Genomic DNA, 24,710 nt, shown 5'->3' with positions numbered 1-24,710 from the left:
GCGCATGCAATGCGTGCCTGTCTTGATTATAGGTTGCGCCAGCCCGTCGATCGCGCGTGGCCGAGGCGCTTCGCGGCGCCGCCGTGCCGCATCGCCGCGCGTGGCTTGACGCTCGCCGGTGCGTCACCCACACTGGGTTGCAAGGCGGTGCGCGACTGGCTCGCGTGAGCGTCGCGCGGCGCGGATCGTCCGTGCCGGTGTGTTGCCGCCGTGTTCCGAGACGAGTGCGACGTGGTGCGTTTTCTTTCCCGATCGGCCGGTTTTGCGTTTGCGTGCGCCGTTGCATTCGGCGTTGTTGCGGCCGTGCGGCCGGCCGCGGCCGACACGGTCGATGCGGGCGGCGAAGCGCCCGTCACGCTCGTCAGCGACGTCCACGAATTCGTGATCCAGCACGACGGCTCGCTCGACGAGCACGACGATTCGACGCTGCGCGCGAACAACGCGAACGGCATCGACGCCGTCGCGCAGCGCTACGTGTGGTTCGACAAGAATCTCGAGAAGGTCGACCTGCTCGCGGCCGAGACGATCGATCGCGACGGCGTCGCGCATCCGGTCGGCGCGGACGGCATCCGCGACGTGCAGGAGCCGCGCTCGGCCGGCGCGCCGACGTTCCAGGACGGGCTGTTGCGCACCGTCGTGTTTCCCGGCGTCGAAGCCGGATCGAGCACGCGCGTGGCGTTCCGCAAGACGCGCACGAAACCCGTCAACCGCGGCTACTTCGGCTACTACGTCGAGCCGTCGCGCGAGCCCGTCGACAGCCAGCGGCTGATCTTCGACGTGCCGGCCGACATGCCGCTGCATGCGGATGCGCGCGGCTACGTCGCGCTGCCGCCGGTCACGGCGAACGGCCGCACGCGCTACGAATTCGATTACCGGCACGGCCCGTACGACCGCATCGAGAGCGGCGCGGTGGGCTACCCGACCTACGGCGACCGGCTCGTCGTCTCGACGCTGCCCGACTATGCCGCGTTCGCCGCGCGCTACCGCAACGCGGCCGTCGACCCGAGCGTGAGCGATCCGGCCGTCGTGCAACTGGCGCGCGCGCTCACCGCCGATGCCGCCGATCCGCGCGACAAGGCGCGCATCCTGTACGACTGGGTGCAGGCGAACGTGCGCTACGTCGGGCTGTTCCTCGGCGAAACGGCTGCCGCGCCGCATCGCGCGACGGACATCCTGCGCAACCGCTACGGCGACTGCAAGGACCATGTCGCGCTGTTCGGCGCGCTGCTCGCGGCGGTCGGCATCCGCAGCGAACCGGTGCTGATCAATCTCGGCTCCGTGTACACGCTGCCGTCGGTGCCCGGTTACGGCGGCGGCGCGATCAACCATGCGATCACGTGGCTGCCCGATCTCGCGCTATACGCGGATACGACGACGGCCGGCATCGCGTTCGGCTACCTGCCGCCGATCGTGATGGATCGCCCGGCGCTGCTGGTCGACACGGGCGTGCTGTCGCGCACGCCGGCCACGCAGCCGCGCGCCCGCGTCGCGCGGGTCGAGATCGACGCCGCGCAGCCGGGCGCCGCGCGCTTTCATGCGTACGTCGAGGACAGCGGCTGGACGGCCGAACTCGAACGCAACCTGTTTCGCCGCGCACCGCACGACCGCATCGAGCAGCTTGCGACCGAACGCCTGCGGCAAAGCGGCTTGCGCGGCCGCGCGCAACTGTCGACCAGCGACCGGCGCGTGACCGACGGGCCGTTCGACGTGACGGTCGCCGGCACGCTCGATCATTTTGTGTGGCCCGACGGCACGACCGCGCTGCCCGCGCTGTCGAGCCTCACGGGCGGGATCGCGACGCAGGTCGAGGGCTGGCTGGCCGAGCCCGTGCGCACGCAGCCGTGGGGCTGCCTGGGCGGCACGTTCGACGAGACCGGCCAGATCGCGCTGCCGGCCGGGGTCGTCGTGACCGACCTGCCGGCCGACGCGGCCGTGCACGACCGCTTCGTCGACTTCACATCGCATTACGTGTTCGACGCGGCTGCGCGCGTCGTGCAGGTCACGCGGCGGATGAAGGCGGATTTCGGCCGCCAGGTGTGTACGGCCGACGAATTCACCGCGCTGCGCGCGTCGCTCGAGCGCATCGAACGCGACACGCAGGCGCAGATCGTCGTGCGCGCGAACGGGCGTTGAGCGGCGCGGGCACGGCATTCGCTACGCACGGGCGAACGGCCGGAACCGGCCGACGTGCAGGAGGACATCATGACGGAACGGGATCACGAGATCGCCGAACTCTCGAAGGAATTGCTGGGCCGGATCGTGCAGGGCACGGTCGCTACCGGTGCGGCCGTGAACGCGCAACAGTGCGCGGCGCTTGCCGTGCAGTGCGCAACGGCGCTGGTCGACGCGCTCGAGGCACACAGCGGCCGTTGAGCGCTGAAGGAGCGCCGGGCGTTACGCTTCGGCGCGCACCTCGCCGTCCGCGCGCACCGCGCCCGGCGGCTTGCCGACCACGCGCTTGAACGCACGGCTGAACGCGGCCAGCGAACCGTAGCCGAGCCGGTACGCGACGGCTTCGATCGTCTCGTGGTCGCGCGCGATCCACTGCGCGGCGAGCCGCATCCGCAGCTCGGTCAGGTAGCGTACGGGCGTCATGCCGGTCGCCGCGAGAAACCGTTCGGCGAACACCGAGCGCGACACACCCGCTTCGGTCGCGAGTTCCGCGACGCTCCAGTTGCGGCCCGGGTCGCGATGCAGCGCGACGATTGCGCGGCCGAGCTTCGGCTCGCGCAGCGCCTGCACCCAGCCCGTCGCGTCGCCGCATCCGCATTCGACCCAGCCGCGCACGATGAATGCCGCGACCACATCCGCGAGCCGCGCGAGGATGCCCGCGAAGCCCGCGCGCGCCGTGCACGCTTCGCGCTCCATCGCGTCGAGCATCGGGCGGATTTCCGGGTAGCGCGCAAGCAGCGTGCCGACGTGCATGAACTCCGGCATCGTGCCGACCAGCGGCTGCATGCCGCCGAGGTCGAGTTCCATGCACGCGCTGAAGATCAGCGCATCGCCGGCGCCCGGCTCCGTCGTCGCGCAACCGGCCGGCGACGCGCCGGCCGATGCCACCGACGCGACCGTATCGCAGATCTTCGCGATCTCGAAGCCGTTGATCTCGCGGCACGGCACATCCGGATCGGACACCAGCGCGTGCATGCCGCCGTGCGGCAACAGGATCGCGTCGCCGGCCTCGAGCCGCATCGTGTCGCCCGACGCGTCGCGCAGCAGCACGGGCCCGCGCACGATGAAATGGAACTGCGCGCGGCCCGTCCCGTGGCCGAAATTCAGCCCGAACGGCCGTGCGACCTGGATGCGGCGGTACTGGACGCCGCTCAGGCGCATCCCCAGCAGCAACTCGCTGACGAGGTCGTGCGTGTCGGGAATCGGGGGCAGAAGCGGCTCGGACATAGCGAGATTCGGACGAACGATCAATAACGACGGATTGTATGTCATAGACCGTCCTGCCGCTGTTCCTTACGATACGCCCTCATCAGTACTTTCCCTAACCGACACGGAACCCCGCATGAATCCCGGAATCTCCTCGGCCGCCTCGACGGCGGCCCCCCGCGAACCGGCCTGGGGCGCGGTATTCGCGATGACGCTCGGCGTGTTCGGGCTCGTCACGGCCGAATTCCTGCCGGCGAGCCTGCTGACGCCGGTGGCCGACAGCCTCGGCGTGACCGAAGGCGTGGCCGGGCAGGCCGTCACGGCCACCGCGACGGTCGCGCTCGTCACGAGCCTGCTGATCTCGGCGCTGACGCGCACGATCGATCGGCGGCGCGTGCTGCTCGTGTTCTCGGTGCTGCTCGTCGCGTCGAACCTGGCGGTCGCGTTCGCGCCGAACCTGGCCATGCTGCTGGTCGGCCGCGTCGTGCTCGGCATCGCGCTCGGCGGCTTCTGGACGATGGCGACGGCCACCGCGATGCGGCTCGTGCCGACGGCGATGGTGCCGCGCGCGCTATCGATCATCTTCAGCGGCGTGGCCGTCGCGACGATCGCGTCCGCGCCGATGGGCAGCTACTTCGGCCACCTGATCGGCTGGCGCAACGTGTTCCTGATCGCGGCCGTGCTGGGCGGCATCGCGTTCGTGTCGCAGATCCTCACGCTGCCGTCGATGCCGCCGAGCGGCACGACGCGCCTGCGCACGCTGATCGACGTGCTGCGCCGGCCGACCGTCGGCCTCGGGATGTTCGCGACGATCCTCGTGTTCACCGGGCATTTCGCATTCTTCACGTATCTGCGGCCGTTCCTCGAGCAGGTGGCCGGTGTCGGCGTGAACGGGCTGTCGGCGATCCTGCTCGGCTACGGCATCGCGAACTTCGTCGGCACATCGCTGGCCGGCCGCGTGCTCGAACACCGGCTGCGGCCGATGCTGATCGGCATGCCCGCGTTGATGGTCGTGCTCGGCATCGCGCTCGTCGCGCTCGGCCGCGCGCCGATGATCGACGCGGTGCTCGTCGCGTTGTGGGGCATGGCGTTCGGCGGCGTGCCCGTCGCGTGGTCGACGTGGGTCACGCGCACCGTGCCCGATGAAGCGGAGAGCGCGGGCGGGCTGATCGTCGCGGCGATCCAGCTGGCGATCGCGACGGGCGCGGCGGCCGGCGGCGTCGTGTTCGACGCGAACGGCGCGGCCGGCGTGTTCGTCGGCGCGGCCGTCGTGCTGGCCGTCGCGGTCGCGACGATCGTGACCGGCGTGCCGAAGCGGGTTGGCGTGGTCGCGTCCTGACCGGCCTGGCGGCGCGCGTGGCGCGGGCCGCCGGGCAGGCGATCGTCCGCGCGTCAGGCGGCGTCGGCGCCCGCGATACGGTCGAGTTCCGCGAGCGCCCCTGCCGGCAGGTCGAGGTCGGCTGCCGCGAGATTCTCGCGCAGATGCGCGACCGACGACGTGCCGGGAATCAGCAGCAGATTCGGCGCGCGGCGCAGCAGCCACGCAAGGGCGACCTGCATCGGCGTCGCGCCGGTACGGGCCGCCACGCCGGACAGCGTCGACGACTGCAGCGGCGAGAAGCCGCCGAGCGGAAAGTACGGCACGTACGCGATGCCGTCACGGGCAAGCGTGTCGATCAGCGCATCGTCGCCGCGGTGCGCGACGTTGTAGTGATTCTGCACGCAGACGATGTCGCAGATCCGCCGGCCTTGCGCGACCTGCGCGGGCGTGACGTTGCTCAGGCCGATGTGCCGTACGAGCCCGCGCCGCTGCAGCTCGGCGAGCGTGGCCAGCGGCGCCTCGATCGATCCTTCGGCCGGCCCGTGCGGGTCGAACATGATGCGCAGGTTGACGACGTCGAGCACGTCGAGTCCCAGGTTGCGCAGGTTGTCGTGCACGGCTCGTTCGAGTTCGTCGGGCGCGAACGCGGGCAGCCACGATGCGTCGTCGCCTCGACGCGCGCCGATCTTCGTGACGATCACGAGATCGTCGCGATACGGATGCAGCGCGTCGCGGATCAGCCGGTTGGTGACGTGCGGGCCGTAGAAGTCGCTGGTGTCGATATGGTCGACGCCGGATTCGACGGCTTCGCGCAGGACGTTCAAGGCTGCCTCGCGATCTTTCGGCGGGCCGAATACACCGGGGCCTGCAAGCTGCATCGCGCCGTAGCCGATCCGTTTGACGCGGCGATCGCCGAGCTTGAAGGTGGCGGTATGGCGAATATCGGGCATGGCCGTACTCCTGTCGATGGGATGAATGCGTTCAGCATAAGGAGGAGCCATCTGCGCGATAAGCCGTCATAATCCGTACGGGTTGTACGAAAAGGCGAACAATGCAAGCCGATCTGGGTGATCTGAATGCGTTCATGGCCGTCGCGCGCGCCGGCGGGTTCCGCGACGCCGCCCGCGTGACGGGCCTCAGTGCGTCGGGGCTGAGCGAGGCCGTGCGCCGGCTGGAGGCTCGGCTCGGCGTCCGGCTGTTGCACCGCACGACGCGCAGCGTCGTGCCGACCGAAGCCGGCGAGCGTCTGCTCGCGCGCCTCGGTCCCGCATTGACCGAAGTGGCGGCGGCGCTCGACGGCATCGGCGAATTCCGCGGCCGGCCGACGGGCACGCTGAAGCTCAATGTGCCGCTCAGCGCGTCGCGGCTCGTGCTGCCCGCGATCGTGCCGCGCTTCCTCGATGCGTACCCGGAAATTCGTCTGGAAGTGATCGCCGACGAAAATTTCGTCGACGTGCTGGCGGCCGGATGCGACGCGGGCATCCGCTACGACGATCGGCTCGAACAGGACATGATCGCGGTGCCGATCGGCCCGCGCATCCAGCGGTTCGCGACCGCGGCGGCTCCCGGCTATCTCGACCGCCATGATCGGCCGCGCCATCCGCGCGACCTGCTCGGCCATCGATGCCTGCGTGGGCGCTTCGCGAGCGGCGTGATGCCGGCGTGGGAATACGAGCGCGACGGCGAGCTCGTGCGGATCGAGCCCGCCGCCGGGCCGCTGCTGGTGCAGATCGGCGGGGCGACGGAGTTGCTGGTCGATGCGGCGATCGCCGGTACGGGCATCGTGTATCTGTTCGAAGACTGGCTGCGCCCGCACCTGGAGAGCGGCGCGCTCGAACCCGTGCTCGAACCGTGGTGGCGGCCGTTTTCAGGTCCGTTTCTCTATTATCCGGGGCACCGCCTCGTGCCGCCGGCCCTGCGCGCGTTCGTCGATTTCATCAAGGCGTCCTGAACGTGGCGGGCGGGCGATGCCCGGCCCGCCGCTCAGCGCACCGGTGCGTGTGCATCGAGCAACTGCCGGTGGCGCGCGTCGGTCGCGTCGTCGGCCGCAAACATGCACTCCATGCGCAGTTCCTGCGCGGCCGCGCTGTGCGGCGTACCGACCGTCGTGATCAACGAGAAGTAGCGCAGCACGACGCCTTCGTGGATGAAGCCGATCGGGACGACCGGCAGCGACGGCGCGGCGGCCGGCGCCGGCGGCGTCTTCCAGTCGCGCGGGGTAGCGGGGCAGGCGAGCAGGTCGTCGAGCAACTGCCGGGTTGCGTCGTCGATCACGCGGCCGACCGATTCGCGATGCACACGCTGCAGCAGGCTGCGCGACACGGTGCCCCAGTCGGCGACGAACGGCTGCATGCCGAGCGGATCGAACATCAGGCGCAGCAGGTTGCGCGGGCCTTCGCGTGCCGCCATGTCGATGAAGCAGCCGAAAAAGCGCGGTGCCGCATCGTTGGTCATCAGCACGTTCCAGTGGCGGTCCATCACGATCGCCGGGAACGGCTCGTGCTGGCGCACGACGCGTTCGAGCGCGCGAATCACGCCGTGCATCTCCTGCGCGTCCCACGGCGCTTCCGAATACACCGGCGCATAGCCGGCCGCGAGCAGCAGCGCGTTGCGCTCGCGCAGCGGCACGTCGAGCGTCTGCGCGAGCGTCAGCAGCGTATCGCGGCCCGGCACGCTGCGCCCGCTTTCGATGAAGCTGATCTGGCGCTGCGAGATCCCGGCATCGAGCGACAGGTCGAGCTGGCTCACGCCACGCACGTCGCGCCAGTAGCGCAGCAACCGGCCCAGTTCGTGCGGCGGCGAGTCCGGATCGCGGCGGATGGCGTTCATCTGGTGTCCCTGGTCGTTCCGTGATCGACGCGAACGACTATATCGGACTCACGCGGCCCGCGCATGCCACGCGAATGCGTCGAACGGCGCTTCGAGCGCGGGCCGCGCGACGCTGCCGACGTAGTTCGTGATCGTCGAGGCAGCGACGACCGCGATCACTTCCAGCAACTGCTCGGCGCTGAATCCGGCGTCGAGGAACGACTGCCGGTCCGCCTCGGCGATGCGGCCGCGCGTGTCGATCAGCGTGCGTGCGATGGCCGACAGCGCGGCCAGTTTCGTGTCGGCGGGCAGGTCGCCGCGCCGGATCGCATCGACGTCGGCGGGCACCACGCCTTGTTTCAGCGCGAGCGCGGTGTGGAACGCGACCGGCCATTCGCTCGCGTTCGTGACCGCGTTGGTGAGCAGCAGCGTCTGGATCTGCGGCTCGGTGAGGCTGCTCGCGTGCACGCGCTCGAACAGGCCGATGAAGCCGTTGATCAGCACCGGCGACGCGGCCATCGCCGCCGCGATGTTCGGGACGCTGCCGAAGGCTTGCTGGAGTTGCTGGAGGACGGGCTTCGATTCGGCCGGCGCGGAATCGATCGTATGAAGCGGATAGGCGGACATGATGTCTCCCGGCTGATGAGCGCCGCCGGAATGGCGGCGCGACATCCGAAGCGTAGGAGCGTGCGCGTCGTGCGCCAATTACATGGGATGTAATCGGTTGATGGGCACGCGAATCCGCTAGCTACCTTGCCTGACCATCGCAGCCAGCGTCTTCATCGCCTGCAGGTACGGATACGGCCCGTGACTGATGCGCGCCACGCCGTAGTCGGCGAGTTCGGCAAGCGTCGGCGTTTCCGACACGCGCATCACGTTCACGGGCAGCGGCGACGCGGCCGTCAGCGCGCGGATGAGCGCCGGCGACCGCAGGCCCGGCACGAAGAGGCCGTCTGCGCCGGCGGCTGCATACGCGCGAGCACGAGCGAGCGTCGCGTCGAGCAATCGTTCGTCATGCGTATCGGCGGCTGCGATGAAGAACACGTCGGTGCGCGCGTTGATGAAGTAATCGGCGCCCGCGCGGTCGGCCGCCTGCCGTGCTGCCGCGATACGGGCCGCCGCGTCTTCGGTATCGCGCAGTGCGCCCGTCGCCGGAATGCTGTCTTCGAGATTGCAGCCGATCGCGCCGGCCTGGATGCTCAGCGTGATCGTGTCGCCGACATCGTCCGGGCGCTCGCCGTATCCGCTTTCGAGATCGACGGTGACGGGCAGGTCCGTCGCGCGCGTGATCCGCTCTAGCACCTCCATCATCAGCGCGCGCGGCATCTGCTCGCCGTCGGCGAAACCGTTCGCGACCGCGACCGACCAGCTGCCCGTCGCCAGCGCGACGGCGCCGGCGTCGGCCACCGTGCGCGCACTGCCGGCGTCCCACACGTTGAACAGCGCCAGCGGCTGGCCCGCGCGGTGTAGCGACCGGAAAACCGCACCTTTCTCGTTGCTGCTCATGCTCGCTCCTCCTTGTGAATACCGGATCGGTTGTCGTGCCGAGCGATATTGCCACCGAATCGGGCGCCGCGACGGATTCGTACGATCACAACTGACAAGGAATGGCAGGAGGCACGCGGCCGGCCGCGTACCGGCTCAGCCGCGTGCGGCCGGATCGACCGACAGCGCGCGCAACTGGCCGCGCAACTGATCGACTTCGCCGGGCGCGAACGGACGCTCGATGTCGGCATGGGTCTGCTGCCACAGCGGGAATGCTTCGGCGAGCAGGTCGTGGCCGGCCGGTGTCAGTTCGAGCAGGCGGCTGCGCCGGTCGTCCGGGTCCTGCGCGATCGTGACGAGGCCGCGCCGCTCGAGCGGCTTGAGCGCGGCCGTGAGCGTGGTGCGGTCCATCGCGAGCAGCGACGCGACCGATTTCATCGGCGCCGGTTGCGGCCGATTCAGCGACATCAGCAGCGAAAACTGGCCGTTGGTGAGGTCGAGCGGGCGCAGCACATCGTCGAAGATGCGCGCAAGATTGCGTGCCGCGCGCTGCATGTGCAGGCACAGGCAGCAATCGCGCACCATCAGCGTCGTTTCGAAAGGAATCTTTTCTTTGCGTGCCATGTTGCAATTGTGTTGATATCAACCTATCTTGTCAAGGTCGAGGCGCGGCAGCCCGCCGTGCCCGTCATCGGAGGAGAAGGCATGAGTGCGCAACAGCAGTTGTATCTCGCCGTATTTCTCGGGAGCAAGGATAGCCCGGCCATGAAGGCGTGGGTGGCGCTTCCGGAGGAAGAGCGGCGCACGCGCGAGCGCGACGGAATTGCCGCGTGGCATGCGTGGGTCGACCGTCACCGCGACGCGATCGTCGAGATGGGCGGGCCGCTCGGCAAGACCAAGACCATCGACGCGGGCGGCATCGAGGACACGGCCAACGCGCTGAGCGGTTTTACCGTCGTGCGCGCGGCGTCGCACGATGCGGCGGCCGCGCTGTTCGAAGGCCATCCGCATTTCACGCTGTTCCCGGGCGAGTCGATCGACGTGATGCCGGTGCTGGCAGTTCCCGGCGCGTGAGCGGCCCGTGGTGCCGGGCGTCGCGTCTGCGCATCGATGCATCGACGCGCCGTGGCCGGCATGCGGATAGTGTTCCGACATTCTGGATGGAGACTGGCGATGAAGCTTTACGGTTTTGCCGGCACGCGTTCGCAGCGCGCGCTGTGGGGGCTGAAGGAACTCGATGCGGATTTCGAATTCGTGTCGGTCAACCTGCTCCAGGGCGAGCACAAGCGGCCCGAATTCCTGCGCCTCAATCCGGCCGGCAAGGTGCCCGTGCTGGTGGACGGCGACCTTGTGATTCCCGAATCGGCCGCGATCGTGCTGTATCTCGCCGACAAGTATCCGGAGAAGGCGCTGCTGCCCGTCGATCCGGCGCTGCGTGCGGAGGCCTATCGGTGGGTCATGTTCGCGGTGACGGAGCTGGAGCAGCCGCTGTGGCGGATCACGCGGCATACGTTCCTCTATCCGCCGGAGAAACGTTCGCCGGCCGACATCGAACTGGCGCGCGAGGATTTCACGACGATGGCCGCGATCCTCGACAAGCATCTCGAAGGCCGCGAATTCATCGTCGGCGATTCGCTGACGGTGGCCGATTGCGTGACGGTTTACCTGATCGACTGGGCGAGCGAATGCCATCTGATCGAACCGTTTCCGCAACTGCGCGCGTATCTCGAGCGGCTGTATGCGCGGCCGAAGGCGCCGCAACGCATCGCGGACGCACGCAAGGCGGCGTGACGGCACGCATGAAGACATGCGCCGCACCCGGTTGCGGTCACGACGCGCTGTCGGGGCCGCCGAGCGCGCGACACAGCATCGACAGGTCGCGCAGCGTGAGGTGCGGCGTCGCGGCATGTTGCGGCGCGTGTTCTTCGTTCGGGCGGGGCTCGCGAACGACCCATGCGGCCTGAAGCCCGGCATTCAGCGCGCCGACGATATCGAGGTGGAAATCGTCGCCGACATGCAGCAGTTCGGCCGGACGCACGTCGAGTGCGTCCGCCGCCGCATGGAAGATCTCGGGTTCCGGCTTCGCGAAGCCGAATGCGCGCGCGCTGAGCGTCGTGCGGAAGAATTCGCCGCCGCCGGCCAGCCGGAGATCCGCGTTGCCGTTGGTCACTGCAATCAACGGAAAGCGGGCACTCAACCACGCGAGTGCAGGCAACGCGTCGTCATAGAATTCGACACGGTTGCGCGCGGCATAGAAGACGTCGTACGCCGCGTCGGTCAGCGAAACATCTTCGTTCGCGCGTTCCAGTGCCAGCCGGATCGAGCCGAGTCTCATCGCGCGAAAGTCGCCGGCGAGGTCCGGGCGCAACCGTTCGTATTCCTCACGTAGTTCGCTCAATGCCTGTTGCGTGGGCAGCACGCTCGCGGTATCGGGCGCGTGCTCGATCAGCCACGCGCGCAGCATCGCCTCGGCTCGTATGACGGACGGCCCGAACGGCCACAGGGTGTCGTCGAGATCGAACGAGAGGGCGGAAACTTTGGCGAGACGCATGGCGGTTGAACGAGGAGGGTGGCTTACCAGGGCCACGGAACGGAAGTGCCGGTGCCGTTGTCGAGGGCGTGCCGATACAGGAAGCGTGCAACGGTCAGGTCCTGAAGCGCGAGCCCCGTCATGTCGAAGACGGTGATCTCGTGCGCGGCCCGGTCGACCGGCGCCGCACCCGCGAGGATGTCACCGATTTCGGTGCGCGGCAAATCGGGTGCCCACTGGCACTCGCCGATGCTGCGCGCCTGATCGTGGTCGTCGACGAAAATGCGCGCGCGTTCCAGTACGCCGGCCGGGAGTTCGCGCTTGCCTGCCGTATCGGCGCCCACGCAGGTCAGGTGCGTGCCCGGCTGCACCGCATCCGCGTCGAACAATGCGCCGCCGCCGGGCGTGGCGGTGATCACCACGTCGCTCGTGGCCACCGCGTCGTTCCGGTCGAGCGCGACGCCGATCGCGCATCGGTCGACGAAAGCCGATTCGAACCGCCGGTCCGGCTCGCCGCTCACATTCACGTACTGCACCGTGCAGCGTTGCGGCAGCAGCCTGAGCGCGTAGTCGAGCTGGACGCGCGCCTGCACGCCCGTGCCGAACACGCAGATCCGCGTGCTGTCCCGGCGCGCCAGCTGTTGCAGCCCGAGTCCGCCGGCGGCGCCGGTCCGCGCGGTGGTGATCGCGTTGCCGTCCATGATGCACAGCGGGCGCCCCGTGGCCGGGTCGAACAGCGCGACGGTGGCCTGATGCGGCTCGCCGCCGCGCGCGCGATTGCCGGGCCAGAATCCGGCCGCCTTGAAACCGAGCAGGTCCTGGCCCGCGACGTCGCCCGACTTGATGCCGAACACGCCGCCGGTGTGCAGCTTCTCGCGTACCACCGGGAACACGCGTCCGGCCCGCCGGCTGTGCAGCACGAACGCTTCGCGGACCGCCGCCATCACCTGCTCGGCCTGAAGGGCGGGTTCGACGGCATCGCGGTCGAGAAGAAGGAGTCGGGCGTCTGTCGGCATGTCGGGTGCGCCTTTTCGGCGCAAGGCGAAGCAGGGAGGTTTAAAGTGTGTCCAGATTTAGACAAATAGTCAATTCTGGTGCAGGGCGATGTGGATGACGCGATTCGCCTACCACCCGTAGAAGCGCGGCCAGGTCTGCGCGATACCGCTTTCGCCGATGGCCTGATACTCCGGGTGCTGCGCGCCGGTGGCGCACGCGTGATTCGGCAGGATGCGCAGGCGCGTGCCGATCGGCAACCGCTGCGCGATGCCCAGGTCCGGCGTGCCCGTGCGCGACACGATCCCGTGCTCCTGGTTGGCCGCGCTCATCACGTAGTCGCCGAGCACGTCGCCGCCTTCGGTGCAGACCAGCCCGTAGCCGAAATCGCGCGCCTGGCGCTGGGTGCCGCGGTCGCGGCTCATCGCCATCCAGCCCGCGTCGACGATCGCCCAGCCTTTCTCTTCCTGGTGGCCGATCACGGTGGTCAGCACCGACAGCGCGATATCGGACAGGTCGCACACGCCGATGTTGTGCATCACGAGGTCGAACATCACGTACACGCCGGCGCGTACCTCGGTCACGCCGTCGAGGTGTTGCGCCGACAGTGCGGTGGGCGTCGAGCCGATGCTCACGACCGGGCAGGGCAACCCGGCCGCCCTCAGGCGCTGCGCGGCCTGCACGGTGCGGCTGCGCTCCTGTTCGGCGATCGCGGCCAGCGCTTCGTGCGTGTCGTACTCGTAGCTGGAGCCCGCATGGGCCAGCACGCCGCCGAGCACCATTCCGCCGTCGACCAGCGCACGGCCGACGTCGATCAGCAGGTCGGCATCGGGCGGAATGCCGGAGCGGTGGCCGTCGACGTCGACCTCGATCCACACCTCGAACCGCTCGCCGTGTTCGCGCCCGAACGCGGCGATCGCGTGCGCGGCCGGCAGGCTGTCGGCGACGATCTTCAGGTCGCAACCCTGCCGGCGCAGCGCAAGCGCCTGGCCCAGCTTGGCGGGCACCATGCCGACCGCATAGACGATGTCGCGCACGCCGCCCGCGAAGAACTGTTCGGCTTCCTTGAGCGTCGACACCGTGATGCCCTGCGCGCCGGCCGCGATCTGCGCGTCGACGACGTGCCGGCATTTGGTGGTCTTGACGTGAGGGCGGAACGTGACGCCGAGCGCGTCCAGATGTGTCTGCATGCGGTCGATGTTGGCGCGCATGCGGCCGACATCGATCAGGGCGGCCGGGGTGTTGAGGGTTTGAAGGTCCACGATGCGTTCGATGATGAGGTGGGCGACGCGGACACTGTAGGGCGATCGATGCGCACCGTGTTTAACGCAGCACTAATCCGCCATTAAGCGGTGTTTAATCTGTGCGAATCGAGCGGATCGTGGCGCCGTTCAGGCTTTGCCACGCCACGGCGGCGGATCGAGAAACTGCCGCGCGGCGTCGAGAAACACCCGTTGCCGTGCGGAACGGCCGGTGCGGGACGGCAGCAGCGCCGTGACCGGCGCGGGCGGCAGGCGCCAGTCCGGCAACAACCGGACGAGCTTGCCGCTCGCCAGCAGCGGGGCGACGTCCCACTCGGAGCGTTCGACGATGCCGAGTCCGGCCAATGCCCATTCGGTGATGACGGTGCCGTCGTTCGACGACAGCGCGCCGGTGACGCGAATGACGGCAGCCCGCCGCGGCTCGCCCTTGACGTCGCCGTCGGGCGAGAAACGCCAGCGCGGAATGTCCTCGTCGTTTTCGCGCAGGCACAGGCAGTCGTATCGCACGAGATCGGACGGGTGATTCAGGTCCTTGATGCGGCGCGCATAAGCCGGGCTCGCACACAGGAAGCGCTCGTTGGGGGCGAGCGGATAGCCGACCCACGACGACGACTTGAGGCTGCCGACGTGGACGACCACGTCGGCGCCCGACGCGCTGGTCAGCGGGCTGTCCGACAGGTGCAGCGAGATTTCGAGCTTCGGATGCGCACGCTGCACGTCGCGCACGATTCGTGCGACATACTTGCGCCCGAAGCCGAGCGGGGCGACGACGCGCAGCGTGCCCTGCACGTCGCCGGGGTCGCCCGCGATGCTGACCGGCAGCGCCTCCACGCGCTCCAGGATGCCGACGGCTTCCTGGTACAGCCGCTGGCCTTCGTCGGTGAGCGCGATCCCTTTCGGCTGCCGCACCGCGAGCCGTGCGTTCAGGCGCGCTTCCATCCGCTGCAGGCGAATCGTGACCGCGGGCGGCGTGAGATCGAGCAGGCGCGCGGCAGCGGCCAGTGAGCGCGACGCGCCGATCGCGCGGACGAGTCGCAGGTCGTCGAGGTCGAGCATTTCATCGGCTTTAATGCTTGGGATGTCGAGCATTAAACCGCACATCGCACGGCGAAGCCAGCGATGCGGCGCTGGCCCGCGGCGCCAGCCGGAGTCCGTCAGTCCCGTTCGCTCGATACATCGAGTCTTCCGGTCGCGCGTGACGCCCGAAGATCAGCGACCGGTGCGCACGCACGCCGGCCGCGACGCCCGACGCGGATGCGAACGTCGCGTCGGTCGTCAGGCTCGACGCGTGTCAAGGTGGCATGCGACGAATTCGAACGTAAAGCGGGCGTCAGGTTCTCCGCACTGTGCGGTATTGGTGATCTATCATTTGGCATGCTGAGGAAAGAAGGCAATGATTAAAGCCGCGTTCATAGCAATTGAAGGATGTGATGAACGCAGACAATTTCGCGGACTTCGTTCGACGTGTTGATGTGGCGCTGGACTTGGGTGAATCGAGCGGAAAGACGACAGCGCATACTTCGGCAGTGACGCTGAGTTGGGCACCGATCCTTGATTCGGTGACTGGCCAGGGCGTCTCTGCGGAAGCGCAGCGACCTGGATAACCGATCAATGCGACGAGTCCCTGTCCCATCGGGATGGGGGGACTTCGACCAGAAGAATTATCGTGCAAATCAAGAATAAAGTACTTGTCTATCTTACATGGCGAGATAAATTGCTCACTTTCACGCAGCCTAAGTTCCCGGAAGCCGGGCGGCAGGTGATCGCCGGAACGATGGAACAGAACGAAACGCCAGAAGCCGCTGCGCTACGTGAGCTACGCGAGGAAAGTGGCATCGAAGATGCAGAAGTTGTTCGCGTCCTCGGTGACTACTTCTATTCGATGAGAAAATTCGGAAGAAGCGAGATCCAGCACCGGCATGTTGTGCATGTCATGGCGAGTGACTCCATTGCCATGAAGGAATGCTGGACGCATTTCGAGACCCATCCAAGTTCCGGTGGCGAACCAATTGAACTCAGCCTGCAGTGGCTTCCCCTTTTTGAAAAAGAATTCGCGCTGATCGGTGGACACGATTTCTTCTTGCCCATGCTGAAACATTTCATGCGCGAGCATTCGGAGATTTGAATAAGATGTGTTGCCGATCACGTCGACAAAAGCGCGCTGTTTGACGAGCCCACGACCATCCACTTCGCATCGGCGAGGCTGGACGGTCGTGCGATCCACCACTATTTGATGTTTATCGAACCGGTGCTGGAAACCCATCACGCGAAGTTCAGCGAGGGAGAAAGGGGGGAAAACTCCCGAAATTCCTCGATTGGTCTATCGCGCGGTGGGCGAACCGCCGCTGTTCTCCGACCTGGTGCCCGAGGACGCGCCCGAATGCCTGGTCGAGCAGGCCGTCAACGCGCATCTGTCGGCCACGCTGAAGGACGCCGAAGCATCGCTGCCGACGCGCTTCGGCGCAGTCACGCTCGGCATGCTGTCGCGCGATTTCGAAGCGAAGGCGGCCCGGCTGCGCAAGCCGCGCTGACGCGCCGCAGCATCACAATCCATCGCGCGCGACGTGCGATCGGGCACGATCCGACCCGGACGAAACCGCCGCGCCACGATGCTCTGTCCCCCAACTTCTGCCCGGTTTGCCCGCCACAGGGCAAAATACGGGTTTTCCGCACCCGCGAGGGCGCGACCGAATCACGCGCCGGGCGGCCGCGGTGCGCCATCCGCACGCCGCCGCCGGGCGCCCAGGCAAGAAACGCTCGCCATGTCGCGAGCCCACAGGAGTCCAGACCCCATGCCCGAATCCAACCTGTCCTTCTTCGGCCGGCTGTCGCTGGCCGTCGGCACGTTCTTTTCCGTGCTCGGCAACCGCGAGTTCGCGGCCGGCGTGCTGCGCGTGCGCGACGGTGCCCCGGCACCGGTCGTGCCGACCGCGGCCCCGGCTGCCGCGCCCGTCGCACCGGCGCCCGCACCCGTGAAGGCGCCGGCGCCCGAGCTGCGCGAAGCGAGCCCGCAGGCCGCACTGCAACTGCTCGGCCTGCTGCAGCGCGATGCGCGCTTCATCGATTTCGTCGAGGAAGACATCGCCGGCTACGCGGACGCCGACATCGGCGCGGCCGCGCGCCTCGTGCACGACGGCTGCCGCGCCGCGCTGCGCGAACATTTCACGATCGTGCCGGTGCGCGATGAAGCCGAAGGCAGCCGCGTGACGCTGCCGGCCGGCTTCGATGCGACGGCCGTGCGCGTGACGGGCAACGTGGTCGGTTCGGCGCCGTTCACGGGCACGGTCAGCCATCGCGGCTGGCGCGTGGCCGACGTGCGCCTGCCGAAGCTGACGGGCAGCCACGACGCCTCGGTGGTCGCACCGGCGGAGGTGGAACTGTGAGCGATCCGCGCTATTCGATCGGTATCGACCTCGGGACGACCCACTGCGCGCTGTCGTATGTCGACAGCAGCGCAAGCGACGGCGAAACGATCACGCAGCAGGTGCTGCCGATCGCGCAGCTGACCGCGCCCGGCGCGCTGGAATCGCGCGACCTGCTGCCGTCGTTCCTCTACCTGCCGCATGAAAGCGAACTGACGCAGGGCGACCTGACGCTGCCGTGGACGGCCTCGCGCGCGTTCGCGGTCGGCGAGATGGCGCGCACGCGCGGCGCCGGCACGCCGATCCGCCTCGTGTCGAGCGCGAAGAGCTGGCTGTGCCACCCGGGCGTCGACCGCCGCGCGGCGATCCTGCCGAGCGATGCGCCGCCGGAAGTCGCGCGCGTGTCGCCGCTGGAAAGCTCGATCCGCTACCTGACGCACCTGCGCGAAGCGTGGGACCACGCGCATCCCGACGCGCCGTTCGCCGACCAGGACGTGACGGTCACGATCCCCGCGTCGTTCGACCCGGCCGCGCGCGAACTGACGGCCGAAGCGGCACGTGCCGCCGGCTATTCGCGGATGACGCTGCTCGAGGAGCCGCAAGCGGCGCTGTACAGCTGGATCCAGAAGAGCCAGGGCGGCTGGCGCAAGCAGGTGCAGGTCGGCGACCTGATCCTGTGCGTCGACGTCGGCGGCGGCACGACCGACCTGTCGCTGATCGCGGTGGTCGAGCGCGACGGCAATCTCGAACTGCATCGCGTGGCCGTCGGCGAGCACATCCTGCTCGGCGGCGACAACATGGACCTCGCGCTCGCGCACGTGGTCGCACGCAAGCTCGCGCAGCAGGGCACGCAGGCCGATCCGTGGCAGCTGCGTGCACTCACGTACGCGTGCCGCTCGGCGAAGGAAACGCTGCTGTCCGACCCGACGACCGACGCGGTGCCGCTCGTCGTGCCGAGCCGCGGCTCGAAGCTGATCGGCGGCTCGATCCGCACGGAACTCACGCGCGCCGAACTCACGCAGACGATCCTCGAAGGCTTCTTTCCGCAGGTCGATGCGGCCGCGCGCCCGGTGAGCCGCGCGCGGGTCGGCCTGACGCAGCTCGGCCTGCCGTATGCGCAGGACGCGGGCATCACGCGCCATCTCGCGGCGTTCCTCGGCCGCCAGGTCGCGGCGCTCGACTCGCTCGAAGGCGTGCAGCGCACGCTGCCACAGGGCGCGACGTTCCTGCATCCGACCGCCGTGCTGTTCAACGGCGGCGTGTTCAAGTCGACGCTGCTCACGCAGCGCGTGCTCGACACGCTCAACAGCTGGCTGGCCGCCGAAGGCGCGCCGCCCGCGCGCCTGCTCGAAGGTGCCGATCTCGACCTCGCGGTCGCGCGCGGCGCGGCGTACTACGGCTACGTGAAGCGCGGCCGTGGCGTGCGCATTCGCGGCGGCACGGCGCGTGCGTACTACGTCGCGATCGAATCGGCGATGCCCGCGGTGCCGGGGCTCGAACCGCCGGTGCAGGCGCTGTGCGTCGCGCCGTTCGGGATGGAGGAAGGTTCCGACGCGGCACTGCCGCCGCAGGAGTTCGGCCTCGTCGTCGGCGAACCGGTGCAGTTCCGCTTCTTCGGTTCGTCGGTGCGCCGCCAGGACCAGGTCGGCACGCTGCTCGACTACTGGTCGCCGGAAGAGCTGCAGGAGCTGGAGGAAATCCAGGCGACGCTGCCCGCCGAAGGGCGCACGGTCGGCGAGGTCGTGCCCGTGAAGCTGCATGCGCGCGTGACCGAAGCCGGCACGCTCGAGCTCGAGGCGATCCCGAGCGGCACGAACGAGCGCTGGAAGGTCGAGTTCGACGTGCGCGGCGCCGCCTGAGCGCGATGAAGCGTTATACGGTCGGCATCGACCTCGGCACGAGCAACACGGTCGTCGCGTACGTCGAGGCCGGTTCCGACGCGATCCGCGTGTTCGACGTCGAGCAGCTGGTCGGCCCCGGCGCGGTGGCCGCGCAGCCGCTGCTGCCGTCGGTGCGCTATCACCCGGCGGCGGGCGAGCTGCCGCCGGACGCGCTGCGTTTGCCGTGGGCGGCCGATGCGAAAGCGAACGCCGCCGGTGCGCCGCCGGCCGTGATCGGCCGCTACGCGCGCACGCTCGGCGCGCAGGTGCCGGGCCGGCTCGTGTCGAGCGCGAAGAGCTGGCTGTCGCACGCGGCGGTCGACCGGCTCGCGGCGATCCTGCCGTGGGGCGCGGCCGATGGCGTCGACAAGGTGTCGCCGGTCGATGCGAGCGCGAGTTATCTCGCGCATGTGCGTGACGCGTGGAATACCCGCTTTCCCGATGCGCCGCTCGCGAAACAGGACGTGATCCTGACGGTGCCCGCATCGTTCGACGACGGCGCGCGCGCATTGACGGTCGAGGCCGCGCGGCGCGCGAAGCTGCCCGCGCTGCGGCTGCTGGAAGAGCCGCAGGCTGCGTTCTACGACTGGCTGTACGGCCAGCGCGCCACGCTGCGCGAGTCGTTTGCCGCGCCGCGCCGCGTGCTGATCTGCGACGTCGGCGGCGGCACGACCGACCTCACGCTCGTCGATGTCGCGCCGGGCGACGACGGCGAGCCGTCCTTTACGCGCGTCGGCGTCGGCAATCACCTGATGCTCGGCGGCGACAACATGGACCTCGCGCTCGCGCGGCTGGTCGAGACGCGGCTGACCGAGCCCGGCACGCGGCTGTCGGCCGCGAGCCTGTCGCAGCTCGTCGAGCGCTGCCGCGCGGCGAAGGAGCGGCTGCTCGGCGACGATGCGCCGGCGTCCGTCACCGTCACGCTGCTCGGCGCGGGCAGCAAGCTCGTCGGCGGTGCGCGCTCGGCCGAGCTGACGCGCGAGGAAGTCGAGCGGATCGTCGTCGACGGGTTCTTTCCGCAGGTCGAAGCCGGTGAGCTGCCGCGCCGTGCGCGTGCGGCGATCGTCGAATTCGGGCTGCCGTATGCGAGCGACGCGGCCGTCACGCGGCACGTCGCCGCGTTCCTCGATCGTCATGCGGAAGGCCCGCTGCCCGACACGCTGCTGCTCAACGGCGGCGTGTTTCGCGCGGGCGCGCTCGCCGGCCGTCTCGCGCAGACGCTCGGCGCATGGCGCGGCGCGCCGCTCGACGTGTTGCACAACGCACATCCGGACGTGGCCGTCGCGCGTGGCGCGGTCGCGTACGGGCTTGCGCGCGCGGGGCACGCGCCGCGTATCGGCGGCGGGTCCGCGCGCAGCTATTTCCTCGTGCTCGACGACGGCGCGGCCGACTCGACCGCGCGCGGCGTCTGCCTGCTGCCGCGCGGTGCGGAAGAGGGGCACGAGATCCGGCTCGACGATCGCACGTTCGCGCTGCAGCTCGGGCAGCCGGTGCGTTTCCACCTCGTGTCGACGGTGGCCGAGACGAAGTATCGACCGGGCGATCTCGTCGATCTCGATGGCGGCGATTTCGTGCGGCTGCCGCCGATCGCGACGGTCGTCGATGCGAAGGCGGGCAGCGACGCCCGCGAAACGCCGGTGAAGCTCACGGCGTCGCTGACCGAGGTCGGCACGCTCGAAATGCACTGCATCGCGACCGACGACGCGGCGCGCCGCTGGCGGCTCGAATTCCAGCTGCGCGGCGATGCGCCGGTTCAAGGCGACGATGCGGGGCCCGCGCGGCATCCGCGTCTCGACCAGGCGATCGAGCTGATCGAGCGCTCGTTCGGCAGCAAGGCCGCGGGCGTGACGCCGAAGGACACGCGCCGGTTGCGCGCGCAACTCGAACAGGTGCTCGGTGCGCGCGACGAGTGGGACGTCGCGCTCGCGCGCGAACTGTTCGATGCGCTGCTCGCACGCGCACGCCGCCGCCGCCGTTCGGCCGATCACGAACGGGCGTGGCTGAACCTTGCCGGTTACTGCCTGCGTCCGGGTTTCGGTCATCCGCTCGATGCATGGCGCATCGAGCAGCTGTGGCCGCTGTTCGACGACGGGATTCAATACGTGACCGACGGACAGGTGTGGTCCGAGTGGTGGACGCTGTGGCGGCGCGTGGCCGGCGGCCTCGACGACGATGCGCAGACGCAGGTGCGCGACGCGATCGCGTTCCTCGAACCGTCCGACGACAAGCGCCGCAAGCTGCCGTTCGATCCGGGCAAGGTCGGCCCGGCCGACATGACGCGGCTGTCCGCGTCGCTCGAACGGCTGCCCGTCGAGCGCAAGGTCGAGCTGGGCGAGCGCCTGATCGCGCAGTTGCAGAAGCCGGCCGAGCGGGCGCTGTGTGCGTGGGCGCTCGGGCGCATCGGGGCGCGCCGGCCGTTCTACGGCAGCGCGCACAGCGTCGTGCCGGCGGAAGTCGCCAACGGCTGGCTCGACGCGTTGTTCGCGCTCGACTGGAAACAGGTCGAGCCGGCCGCGTTCGCGGCTGCGCAGATTGCGCGGATGACGGGCGACCGCTCGCGTGATTTGCCGGACGACACGCGCGAGGCCGTCATCAAGCGCTTGTCGGCCGCGCATGCATCGGCGGCGTGGATCGACATGGTGCGCGAGGCAATCGCGTTCGACGAAGCCGACACGGTGCGCGTGTTCGGCGAGACGCTGCCGGCGGGGTTGAAGCTGCTGGGCGGTTGAACGGCGTGCAGGATGCTTCGGCCTCGTTCGCAGGACGAAGCATCCGGTTGCATCGGCCGTGACGTGAGGCCGATGCGCTTTCCCTTCAGGCGTGCGATTCCGCTTCGCGCTGCGGTTCCGCCGCTTCGGCTTCCGCTGTATCGCACGCCGCATGACGCCGCGCGAGATGAATACCCGCGAGCATGCAGCGCACCGACCCGCCGGCCAGTTCGATCGTCGGCACGTCGAGCGGCAGCAGCCGCGCGGAGCGCTCGATCACCGTGCGCTGGTCGGGCGTGAGGCAATCGAACGCGCGTCGCGACAGCGCGAGCACGCGGCCGTCCTTGCCCGACAATTCCAGCGTATTCCCCGCGAAATTTCCGATTTGCGATGCATCTAGCGCGATCACCGCGCGCCCCGTTTCGGTCAGGCGTTGCGCGATTTCGCCGCGGCGCCGGCTGTCGACGATCAGGTCGAGGCCGACCATCGCGAACTCGGTCGCGACGCTCATCATCACGTTCGTGTGATAGATCGGCCGCCCGTTCGCATCGGCCGTATCGAAGCAGATCGGCTCGAAATTGAAGTTCGTGCAGAAGCGTTCGAGCGCGACCGGATCGGCGCGTCGCGAGCGCGCGGTGTACGCGATCCGCGCGACGTGGTCGAGCACCATCGCGCCGGTGCCTTCGAGGAACACGTCGTCGTATTCGAGCCCCGAGTAGTCGATCACGTCCTGCACGCGGTATTCGGCCTTGAGCATCTCGATCACATCCGCGCGCCGCTCGCGGCGGCGGTTCGGACTGCACATCGGAAACAGCGCGACATGGCCGCCCGGATGCGTCGAGAACCAGTTGTTCGGGAACACGGAGTCGGGCGTGTCGCGCTCGCCGGGGTCATCGAACACGTGCACGCGCACGCCCGCATCGGCGAGCACCTGCGCGGCGGCCGTGACTTCGTCGCGTGCGGCGCCGGATACCGAGGCCGTGTCGATGGCGCCGCCGCCGGGCGTGCGCTGGAACGCGTTGTCGGCCGCGGTCTGCGGGTTCGGCAGGAAGCGGTGCGGCCGGATCATCACGACGGCGGCCGGCGCCTGGATCGATACGAGATTCATGAAAGGCAGGAGCGAAGGGCAGGAAAGCGGGCGGCGCACGGGCCGCCCGAGGATGACGGTCAGCGCGCGAACGCGGCGACGGCTTCGGTCACGAATGCCGCGTGACCCTGCGCGATCGCGGCCGGGTCGTCGATCAGCGCGAACAGGTTCTTCGGGTCGACGGCTGGCGGAATCAGCGCGATCTCGACGCCCGCGTTGTGCTGCTGCGCGAGCGCGTACAGATAGCGCAGCGCCGAGTAGTCCTCGAGCGCGAAGCCGACCGAGTCGAACACCGTGACTTCGTCCGCACGTTCGCGGCCGGTCGTCTCGCGCTGCAGCACGCGCCACAGCTCGGTGACGGGGAAGTCGGCCGGCATCTGCTGGATCTCGCCCTCGATGCGCGACTGCGGCTCGAATTCGACGAACACGCGGCCCGCGTGCAGCACACCCGCCTCGAGTTCGGTCTTGCCGGGGCAATCGCCGCCCACGGCGTTCAGGTGCATGCCGGGCTCGATCATGTCGGCCGTGACGATCGTCGCGTACGCCTTGTCGGCGGTGACGGTCGTCACGATGTCGGCGTCGCGCACGGCGTCGGCGGTCGAGGCCGCGCGCACGACGCGCAGACCGGGATACGCGGCGAGGTTCCGCACGAGCTTGTCGGTCGCTTGGCGGTCGACGTCGAACACGCGAATCTCGTCGATGCAGAGCAGCGTGTGGAACGCGATCGCCTGGAATTCGCTCTGCGCGCCGTTGCCGATCAGCGCCATCTTGCGCGCATCGGGGCGCGCGAGCAGCTGGGCGGCGAGCACCGACGTGGCGGCCGTGCGCAACGCGGTGGTGAGCGTGAGTTCGGCGAGCAGCAGCGGGTAGCCGGTATCGACTTCGGCGAGCGCGCCGAACGCCATCACCGTATGCATGCCGCGCGCCGCGTTGACGGGGTGGCCGTTCACGTACTTGAACGCGAACAGCGACGCGTTAGCGACGGGCATCAGCTCGATCACGCCGTCGCGCGAATGGCAGGCGACGCGCGGCGACTTGTCGAACTCGGCCCAGTGCAGGTAATCGGCGCGCAGCGTGTCGACGAGTTCGCGCAGGAACGTCGTCACGCCGGTCCTGGCGATCAGGCGGGCGGTGGCGGGAACGTCGAGGAAGCGGGTCATCGGTCTGTCTCCATATTCAGTGCCGGTACGGGTGTCCTGGCGTTCTGGTCGACCGGGCGGTGTTTCGGCGCGGGCGTCGGGCTTCCTGGAAAGCGCGGCGCGGCGTGTCCGGCCGGTCGATGGAGTCATTATTTCCGCGAGTCGAGCCAACAAAAAGACAGCAAAAGTGGCATATTTCTCGATAGACTTGGCAAATTGCCAGCCAATTTCGGCAGTTTGTCCGGTTCACACTAGCCGGAATGCGTCGCCTCCGGCACGCTGGCGGCCGGCTCACGCTCTACAGAAGGCCCGTTCATGATCACGCTCGACGACGTCGACCGTCAGCTCATCGCACTGCTGCGAGACAACGCGCGACTGCCCGTCGTCGCGCTGGCGAAGGCATTGCGCGTCGCGCGCGCGACCGTGCAGAACCGCCTCACGCGGCTGGAGAAAAACGGCGTGATCGTCGGCTATACGGTACGGCTCAAGCCGGCCGCCGAACGGCACCGGATTCGCGCGCTGATGTCGATCGCGGTGCAGGGCAATCGCGGCGCGGAGGTGGTGAAGGTGCTGCGCGGGCATCCGAACGTCGCGTCGATCCACAGTACGAACGGGCGCTGGGATCTCGTCGCCGAACTGCATGCCGATTCGCTCGAGCACTTCGATCGCGTGCTCGGCGCGATCCGGCTGATCGACGGGATCGCGAATACCGAGACGAGCATCCTGCTGTCGACGCACAAGGCGTGACGCGGGCGGA

At 68.9% G+C, this 24,710-nt stretch carries 23 protein-coding genes and 2 pseudogenes; 12 read left to right on the top strand and 13 right to left on the bottom strand.

What is annotated here, in order from left to right:
* The first annotated feature begins 231 nt into the window (after window positions 1–231).
* Together DIE03_RS14430 and DIE03_RS38260 are read left to right on the top strand one after the other, a co-directional pair.
* On the top strand, window positions 232–2,133 hold the full coding sequence (locus DIE03_RS14430; protein WP_124451342.1) for a DUF3857 and transglutaminase domain-containing protein: 1,902 nt from the start codon (window positions 232–234) through the stop codon (window positions 2,131–2,133).
* A 69-nt stretch (window positions 2,134–2,202) separates the two neighbouring features.
* On the top strand, window positions 2,203–2,373 hold the full coding sequence (locus DIE03_RS38260; RefSeq protein ID WP_185658156.1) for a hypothetical protein: 171 nt from the start codon (window positions 2,203–2,205) through the stop codon (window positions 2,371–2,373).
* 21 nt (window positions 2,374–2,394) lie between these two features.
* Here DIE03_RS38260 and DIE03_RS14425 read toward each other — a convergent pair whose 3' ends face one another.
* Window positions 2,395–3,444 carry an AraC family transcriptional regulator gene (locus tag DIE03_RS14425; RefSeq protein WP_124451340.1) on the bottom strand — a complete coding sequence of 350 codons (1,050 nt, stop codon included), beginning with the start codon at window positions 3,442–3,444 and terminating at the stop codon, window positions 2,395–2,397.
* A 70-nt stretch (window positions 3,445–3,514) separates the two neighbouring features.
* On the opposite strand from DIE03_RS14425, the gene DIE03_RS14420 reads away from it, so the two are divergent.
* Complete coding sequence (locus DIE03_RS14420; RefSeq protein WP_124451338.1) at window positions 3,515–4,717, top strand: MFS transporter; 1,203 nt, start codon at window positions 3,515–3,517, stop codon at window positions 4,715–4,717.
* Window positions 4,718–4,770: 53 nt separating this feature from the next.
* Here DIE03_RS14420 and DIE03_RS14415 read toward each other — a convergent pair whose 3' ends face one another.
* Entirely contained in the window at window positions 4,771–5,649 is an 879-nt protein-coding gene (locus DIE03_RS14415; RefSeq protein ID WP_124451336.1) for an aldo/keto reductase family oxidoreductase, read from the bottom strand.
* A 101-nt stretch (window positions 5,650–5,750) separates the two neighbouring features.
* Here DIE03_RS14415 and DIE03_RS14410 point away from each other — a divergent pair, with 101 nt between their 5' ends.
* The gene (locus tag DIE03_RS14410) at window positions 5,751–6,650 is read left to right on the top strand and encodes a LysR family transcriptional regulator (protein WP_124451334.1); all 900 of its coding nucleotides are present in this window, start codon (window positions 5,751–5,753) and stop codon (window positions 6,648–6,650) included.
* A 32-nt stretch (window positions 6,651–6,682) separates the two neighbouring features.
* Here the strand turns inward: DIE03_RS14410 and DIE03_RS14405 are convergent, their stop codons facing one another.
* The 4 genes from DIE03_RS14405 to DIE03_RS14390 form a co-directional block, all read right to left on the bottom strand.
* Window positions 6,683–7,528 (bottom strand): helix-turn-helix domain-containing protein, encoded by an 846-nt coding sequence (locus DIE03_RS14405; RefSeq protein WP_124451332.1) that lies wholly within the window; start codon window positions 7,526–7,528, stop codon window positions 6,683–6,685.
* A 48-nt stretch (window positions 7,529–7,576) separates the two neighbouring features.
* Window positions 7,577–8,134, bottom strand: coding sequence for a carboxymuconolactone decarboxylase family protein (locus DIE03_RS14400; RefSeq protein ID WP_124451330.1), 558 nt, complete (start codon window positions 8,132–8,134; stop codon window positions 7,577–7,579).
* A gap of 117 nt (window positions 8,135–8,251) precedes the next feature.
* Entirely contained in the window at window positions 8,252–9,013 is a 762-nt protein-coding gene (locus DIE03_RS14395; RefSeq protein WP_124451329.1) for an isocitrate lyase/phosphoenolpyruvate mutase family protein, read from the bottom strand.
* 135 nt (window positions 9,014–9,148) lie between these two features.
* The gene (locus tag DIE03_RS14390; RefSeq protein ID WP_124451327.1) at window positions 9,149–9,616 is read right to left on the bottom strand and encodes a MarR family winged helix-turn-helix transcriptional regulator; all 468 of its coding nucleotides are present in this window, start codon (window positions 9,614–9,616) and stop codon (window positions 9,149–9,151) included.
* An 81-nt stretch (window positions 9,617–9,697) separates the two neighbouring features.
* Between DIE03_RS14390 and DIE03_RS14385 the strand changes: the two genes are divergently transcribed.
* Together DIE03_RS14385 and DIE03_RS14380 are read left to right on the top strand one after the other, a co-directional pair.
* On the top strand, window positions 9,698–10,066 hold the full coding sequence (locus DIE03_RS14385; RefSeq protein WP_124451325.1) for a YciI family protein: 369 nt from the start codon (window positions 9,698–9,700) through the stop codon (window positions 10,064–10,066).
* 99 nt (window positions 10,067–10,165) lie between these two features.
* Window positions 10,166–10,783, top strand: a complete 618-nt coding sequence (locus tag DIE03_RS14380) for a glutathione S-transferase family protein (RefSeq protein WP_069749899.1) — start codon at window positions 10,166–10,168, stop codon at window positions 10,781–10,783.
* 37 nt (window positions 10,784–10,820) lie between these two features.
* On the opposite strand, the gene DIE03_RS14375 is transcribed toward DIE03_RS14380, so the two are convergent.
* The 5 genes and pseudogenes from DIE03_RS14375 to DIE03_RS38740 form a co-directional block, all read right to left on the bottom strand.
* Window positions 10,821–11,543: an HAD family hydrolase gene (locus DIE03_RS14375; protein ID WP_124451323.1), complete on the bottom strand. Its 723-nt coding sequence runs from the start codon at window positions 11,541–11,543 to the stop codon at window positions 10,821–10,823.
* Between the two features lie 23 nt (window positions 11,544–11,566).
* Entirely contained in the window at window positions 11,567–12,538 is a 972-nt protein-coding gene (locus tag DIE03_RS14370) for an ornithine cyclodeaminase family protein (RefSeq protein WP_124451321.1), read from the bottom strand.
* A 108-nt stretch (window positions 12,539–12,646) separates the two neighbouring features.
* Window positions 12,647–13,777, bottom strand: coding sequence for a DSD1 family PLP-dependent enzyme (locus DIE03_RS14365; protein WP_124451319.1), 1,131 nt, complete (start codon window positions 13,775–13,777; stop codon window positions 12,647–12,649).
* A 129-nt stretch (window positions 13,778–13,906) separates the two neighbouring features.
* Complete coding sequence (locus DIE03_RS14360) at window positions 13,907–14,866, bottom strand: LysR substrate-binding domain-containing protein (RefSeq protein ID WP_124451317.1); 960 nt, start codon at window positions 14,864–14,866, stop codon at window positions 13,907–13,909.
* A gap of 103 nt (window positions 14,867–14,969) precedes the next feature.
* Window positions 14,970–15,065, bottom strand: a pseudogene (locus DIE03_RS38740) (NAD(P)/FAD-dependent oxidoreductase); the annotation flags it as partial.
* A gap of 378 nt (window positions 15,066–15,443) precedes the next feature.
* Here DIE03_RS38740 and DIE03_RS14350 point away from each other — a divergent pair.
* From DIE03_RS14350 to DIE03_RS14330, 5 genes and pseudogenes are all read left to right on the top strand, one after another.
* A complete protein-coding gene (locus DIE03_RS14350) occupies window positions 15,444–15,902 on the top strand; it encodes an NUDIX domain-containing protein (protein WP_185658155.1) in 459 nt (152 codons plus the stop codon).
* Window positions 15,903–16,095: 193 nt separating this feature from the next.
* A pseudogene (locus DIE03_RS14345) lies at window positions 16,096–16,308 on the top strand (transcriptional regulator); the annotation flags it as partial.
* Between the two features lie 261 nt (window positions 16,309–16,569).
* Complete coding sequence (locus DIE03_RS14340) at window positions 16,570–17,160, top strand: DUF2760 domain-containing protein (protein WP_124451314.1); 591 nt, start codon at window positions 16,570–16,572, stop codon at window positions 17,158–17,160.
* Window positions 17,157–18,998, top strand: a complete 1,842-nt coding sequence (locus DIE03_RS14335; RefSeq protein WP_124451312.1) for an Hsp70 family protein — start codon at window positions 17,157–17,159, stop codon at window positions 18,996–18,998. The genes DIE03_RS14340 and DIE03_RS14335 overlap by 4 nt, the downstream gene beginning before the upstream one ends.
* Window positions 18,999–19,003: 5 nt before the next feature.
* On the top strand, window positions 19,004–21,748 hold the full coding sequence (locus DIE03_RS14330) for an Hsp70 family protein (RefSeq protein WP_124451309.1): 2,745 nt from the start codon (window positions 19,004–19,006) through the stop codon (window positions 21,746–21,748).
* A gap of 85 nt (window positions 21,749–21,833) precedes the next feature.
* Here the strand turns inward: DIE03_RS14330 and ctlX are convergent, their stop codons facing one another.
* Window positions 21,834–22,835, bottom strand: a complete 1,002-nt coding sequence (gene ctlX, locus DIE03_RS14325; protein ID WP_124451307.1) for a citrulline utilization hydrolase CtlX — start codon at window positions 22,833–22,835, stop codon at window positions 21,834–21,836.
* A 59-nt stretch (window positions 22,836–22,894) separates the two neighbouring features.
* Window positions 22,895–23,974, bottom strand: coding sequence for an ornithine cyclodeaminase (locus tag DIE03_RS14320; protein WP_124451305.1), 1,080 nt, complete (start codon window positions 23,972–23,974; stop codon window positions 22,895–22,897).
* 294 nt (window positions 23,975–24,268) lie between these two features.
* Between DIE03_RS14320 and DIE03_RS14315 the strand changes: the two genes are divergently transcribed.
* On the top strand, window positions 24,269–24,700 hold the full coding sequence (locus tag DIE03_RS14315) for an Lrp/AsnC family transcriptional regulator (RefSeq protein WP_059237585.1): 432 nt from the start codon (window positions 24,269–24,271) through the stop codon (window positions 24,698–24,700).
* The last annotated feature ends 10 nt before the right edge of the window (window positions 24,701–24,710 follow it).

The organism is Burkholderia sp. Bp8992 (assembly GCF_003853705.1).
Classification (GTDB): domain Bacteria; phylum Pseudomonadota; class Gammaproteobacteria; order Burkholderiales; family Burkholderiaceae; genus Burkholderia.
This window is presented reverse-complemented; position numbering and strand designations above follow the sequence as displayed.

Bases quoted from the DNA above. Each gene is read 5' to 3' on its own strand.
- DIE03_RS38260 (WP_185658156.1), top strand. From the start codon at position 2,203: ATGACGGAACGGGATCACGAGATCGCCGAACTCTCGAAGGAATTGCTG.
- DIE03_RS14425 (WP_124451340.1), bottom strand. From the start codon at position 3,444: ATGACATACAATCCGTCGTTATTGATCGTTCGTCCGAATCTCGCTATG.
- DIE03_RS14420 (WP_124451338.1), top strand. From the start codon at position 3,515: ATGAATCCCGGAATCTCCTCGGCCGCCTCGACGGCGGCCCCCCGCGAA.
- DIE03_RS14415 (WP_124451336.1), bottom strand. From the start codon at position 5,649: ATGCCCGATATTCGCCATACCGCCACCTTCAAGCTCGGCGATCGCCGC.
- DIE03_RS14410 (WP_124451334.1), top strand. From the start codon at position 5,751: ATGCAAGCCGATCTGGGTGATCTGAATGCGTTCATGGCCGTCGCGCGC.
- DIE03_RS14405 (WP_124451332.1), bottom strand. From the start codon at position 7,528: ATGAACGCCATCCGCCGCGATCCGGACTCGCCGCCGCACGAACTGGGC.
- DIE03_RS14400 (WP_124451330.1), bottom strand. From the start codon at position 8,134: ATGTCCGCCTATCCGCTTCATACGATCGATTCCGCGCCGGCCGAATCG.
- DIE03_RS14395 (WP_124451329.1), bottom strand. From the start codon at position 9,013: ATGAGCAGCAACGAGAAAGGTGCGGTTTTCCGGTCGCTACACCGCGCG.
- DIE03_RS14390 (WP_124451327.1), bottom strand. From the start codon at position 9,616: ATGGCACGCAAAGAAAAGATTCCTTTCGAAACGACGCTGATGGTGCGC.
- DIE03_RS14385 (WP_124451325.1), top strand. From the start codon at position 9,698: ATGAGTGCGCAACAGCAGTTGTATCTCGCCGTATTTCTCGGGAGCAAG.
- DIE03_RS14380 (WP_069749899.1), top strand. From the start codon at position 10,166: ATGAAGCTTTACGGTTTTGCCGGCACGCGTTCGCAGCGCGCGCTGTGG.
- DIE03_RS14375 (WP_124451323.1), bottom strand. From the start codon at position 11,543: ATGCGTCTCGCCAAAGTTTCCGCCCTCTCGTTCGATCTCGACGACACC.
- DIE03_RS14370 (WP_124451321.1), bottom strand. From the start codon at position 12,538: ATGCCGACAGACGCCCGACTCCTTCTTCTCGACCGCGATGCCGTCGAA.
- DIE03_RS14360 (WP_124451317.1), bottom strand. From the start codon at position 14,866: ATGCTCGACATCCCAAGCATTAAAGCCGATGAAATGCTCGACCTCGAC.
- DIE03_RS14340 (WP_124451314.1), top strand. From the start codon at position 16,570: ATGCCCGAATCCAACCTGTCCTTCTTCGGCCGGCTGTCGCTGGCCGTC.
- DIE03_RS14330 (WP_124451309.1), top strand. From the start codon at position 19,004: ATGAAGCGTTATACGGTCGGCATCGACCTCGGCACGAGCAACACGGTC.
- ctlX (WP_124451307.1), bottom strand. From the start codon at position 22,835: ATGAATCTCGTATCGATCCAGGCGCCGGCCGCCGTCGTGATGATCCGG.
- DIE03_RS14320 (WP_124451305.1), bottom strand. From the start codon at position 23,974: ATGACCCGCTTCCTCGACGTTCCCGCCACCGCCCGCCTGATCGCCAGG.
- DIE03_RS14315 (WP_059237585.1), top strand. From the start codon at position 24,269: ATGATCACGCTCGACGACGTCGACCGTCAGCTCATCGCACTGCTGCGA.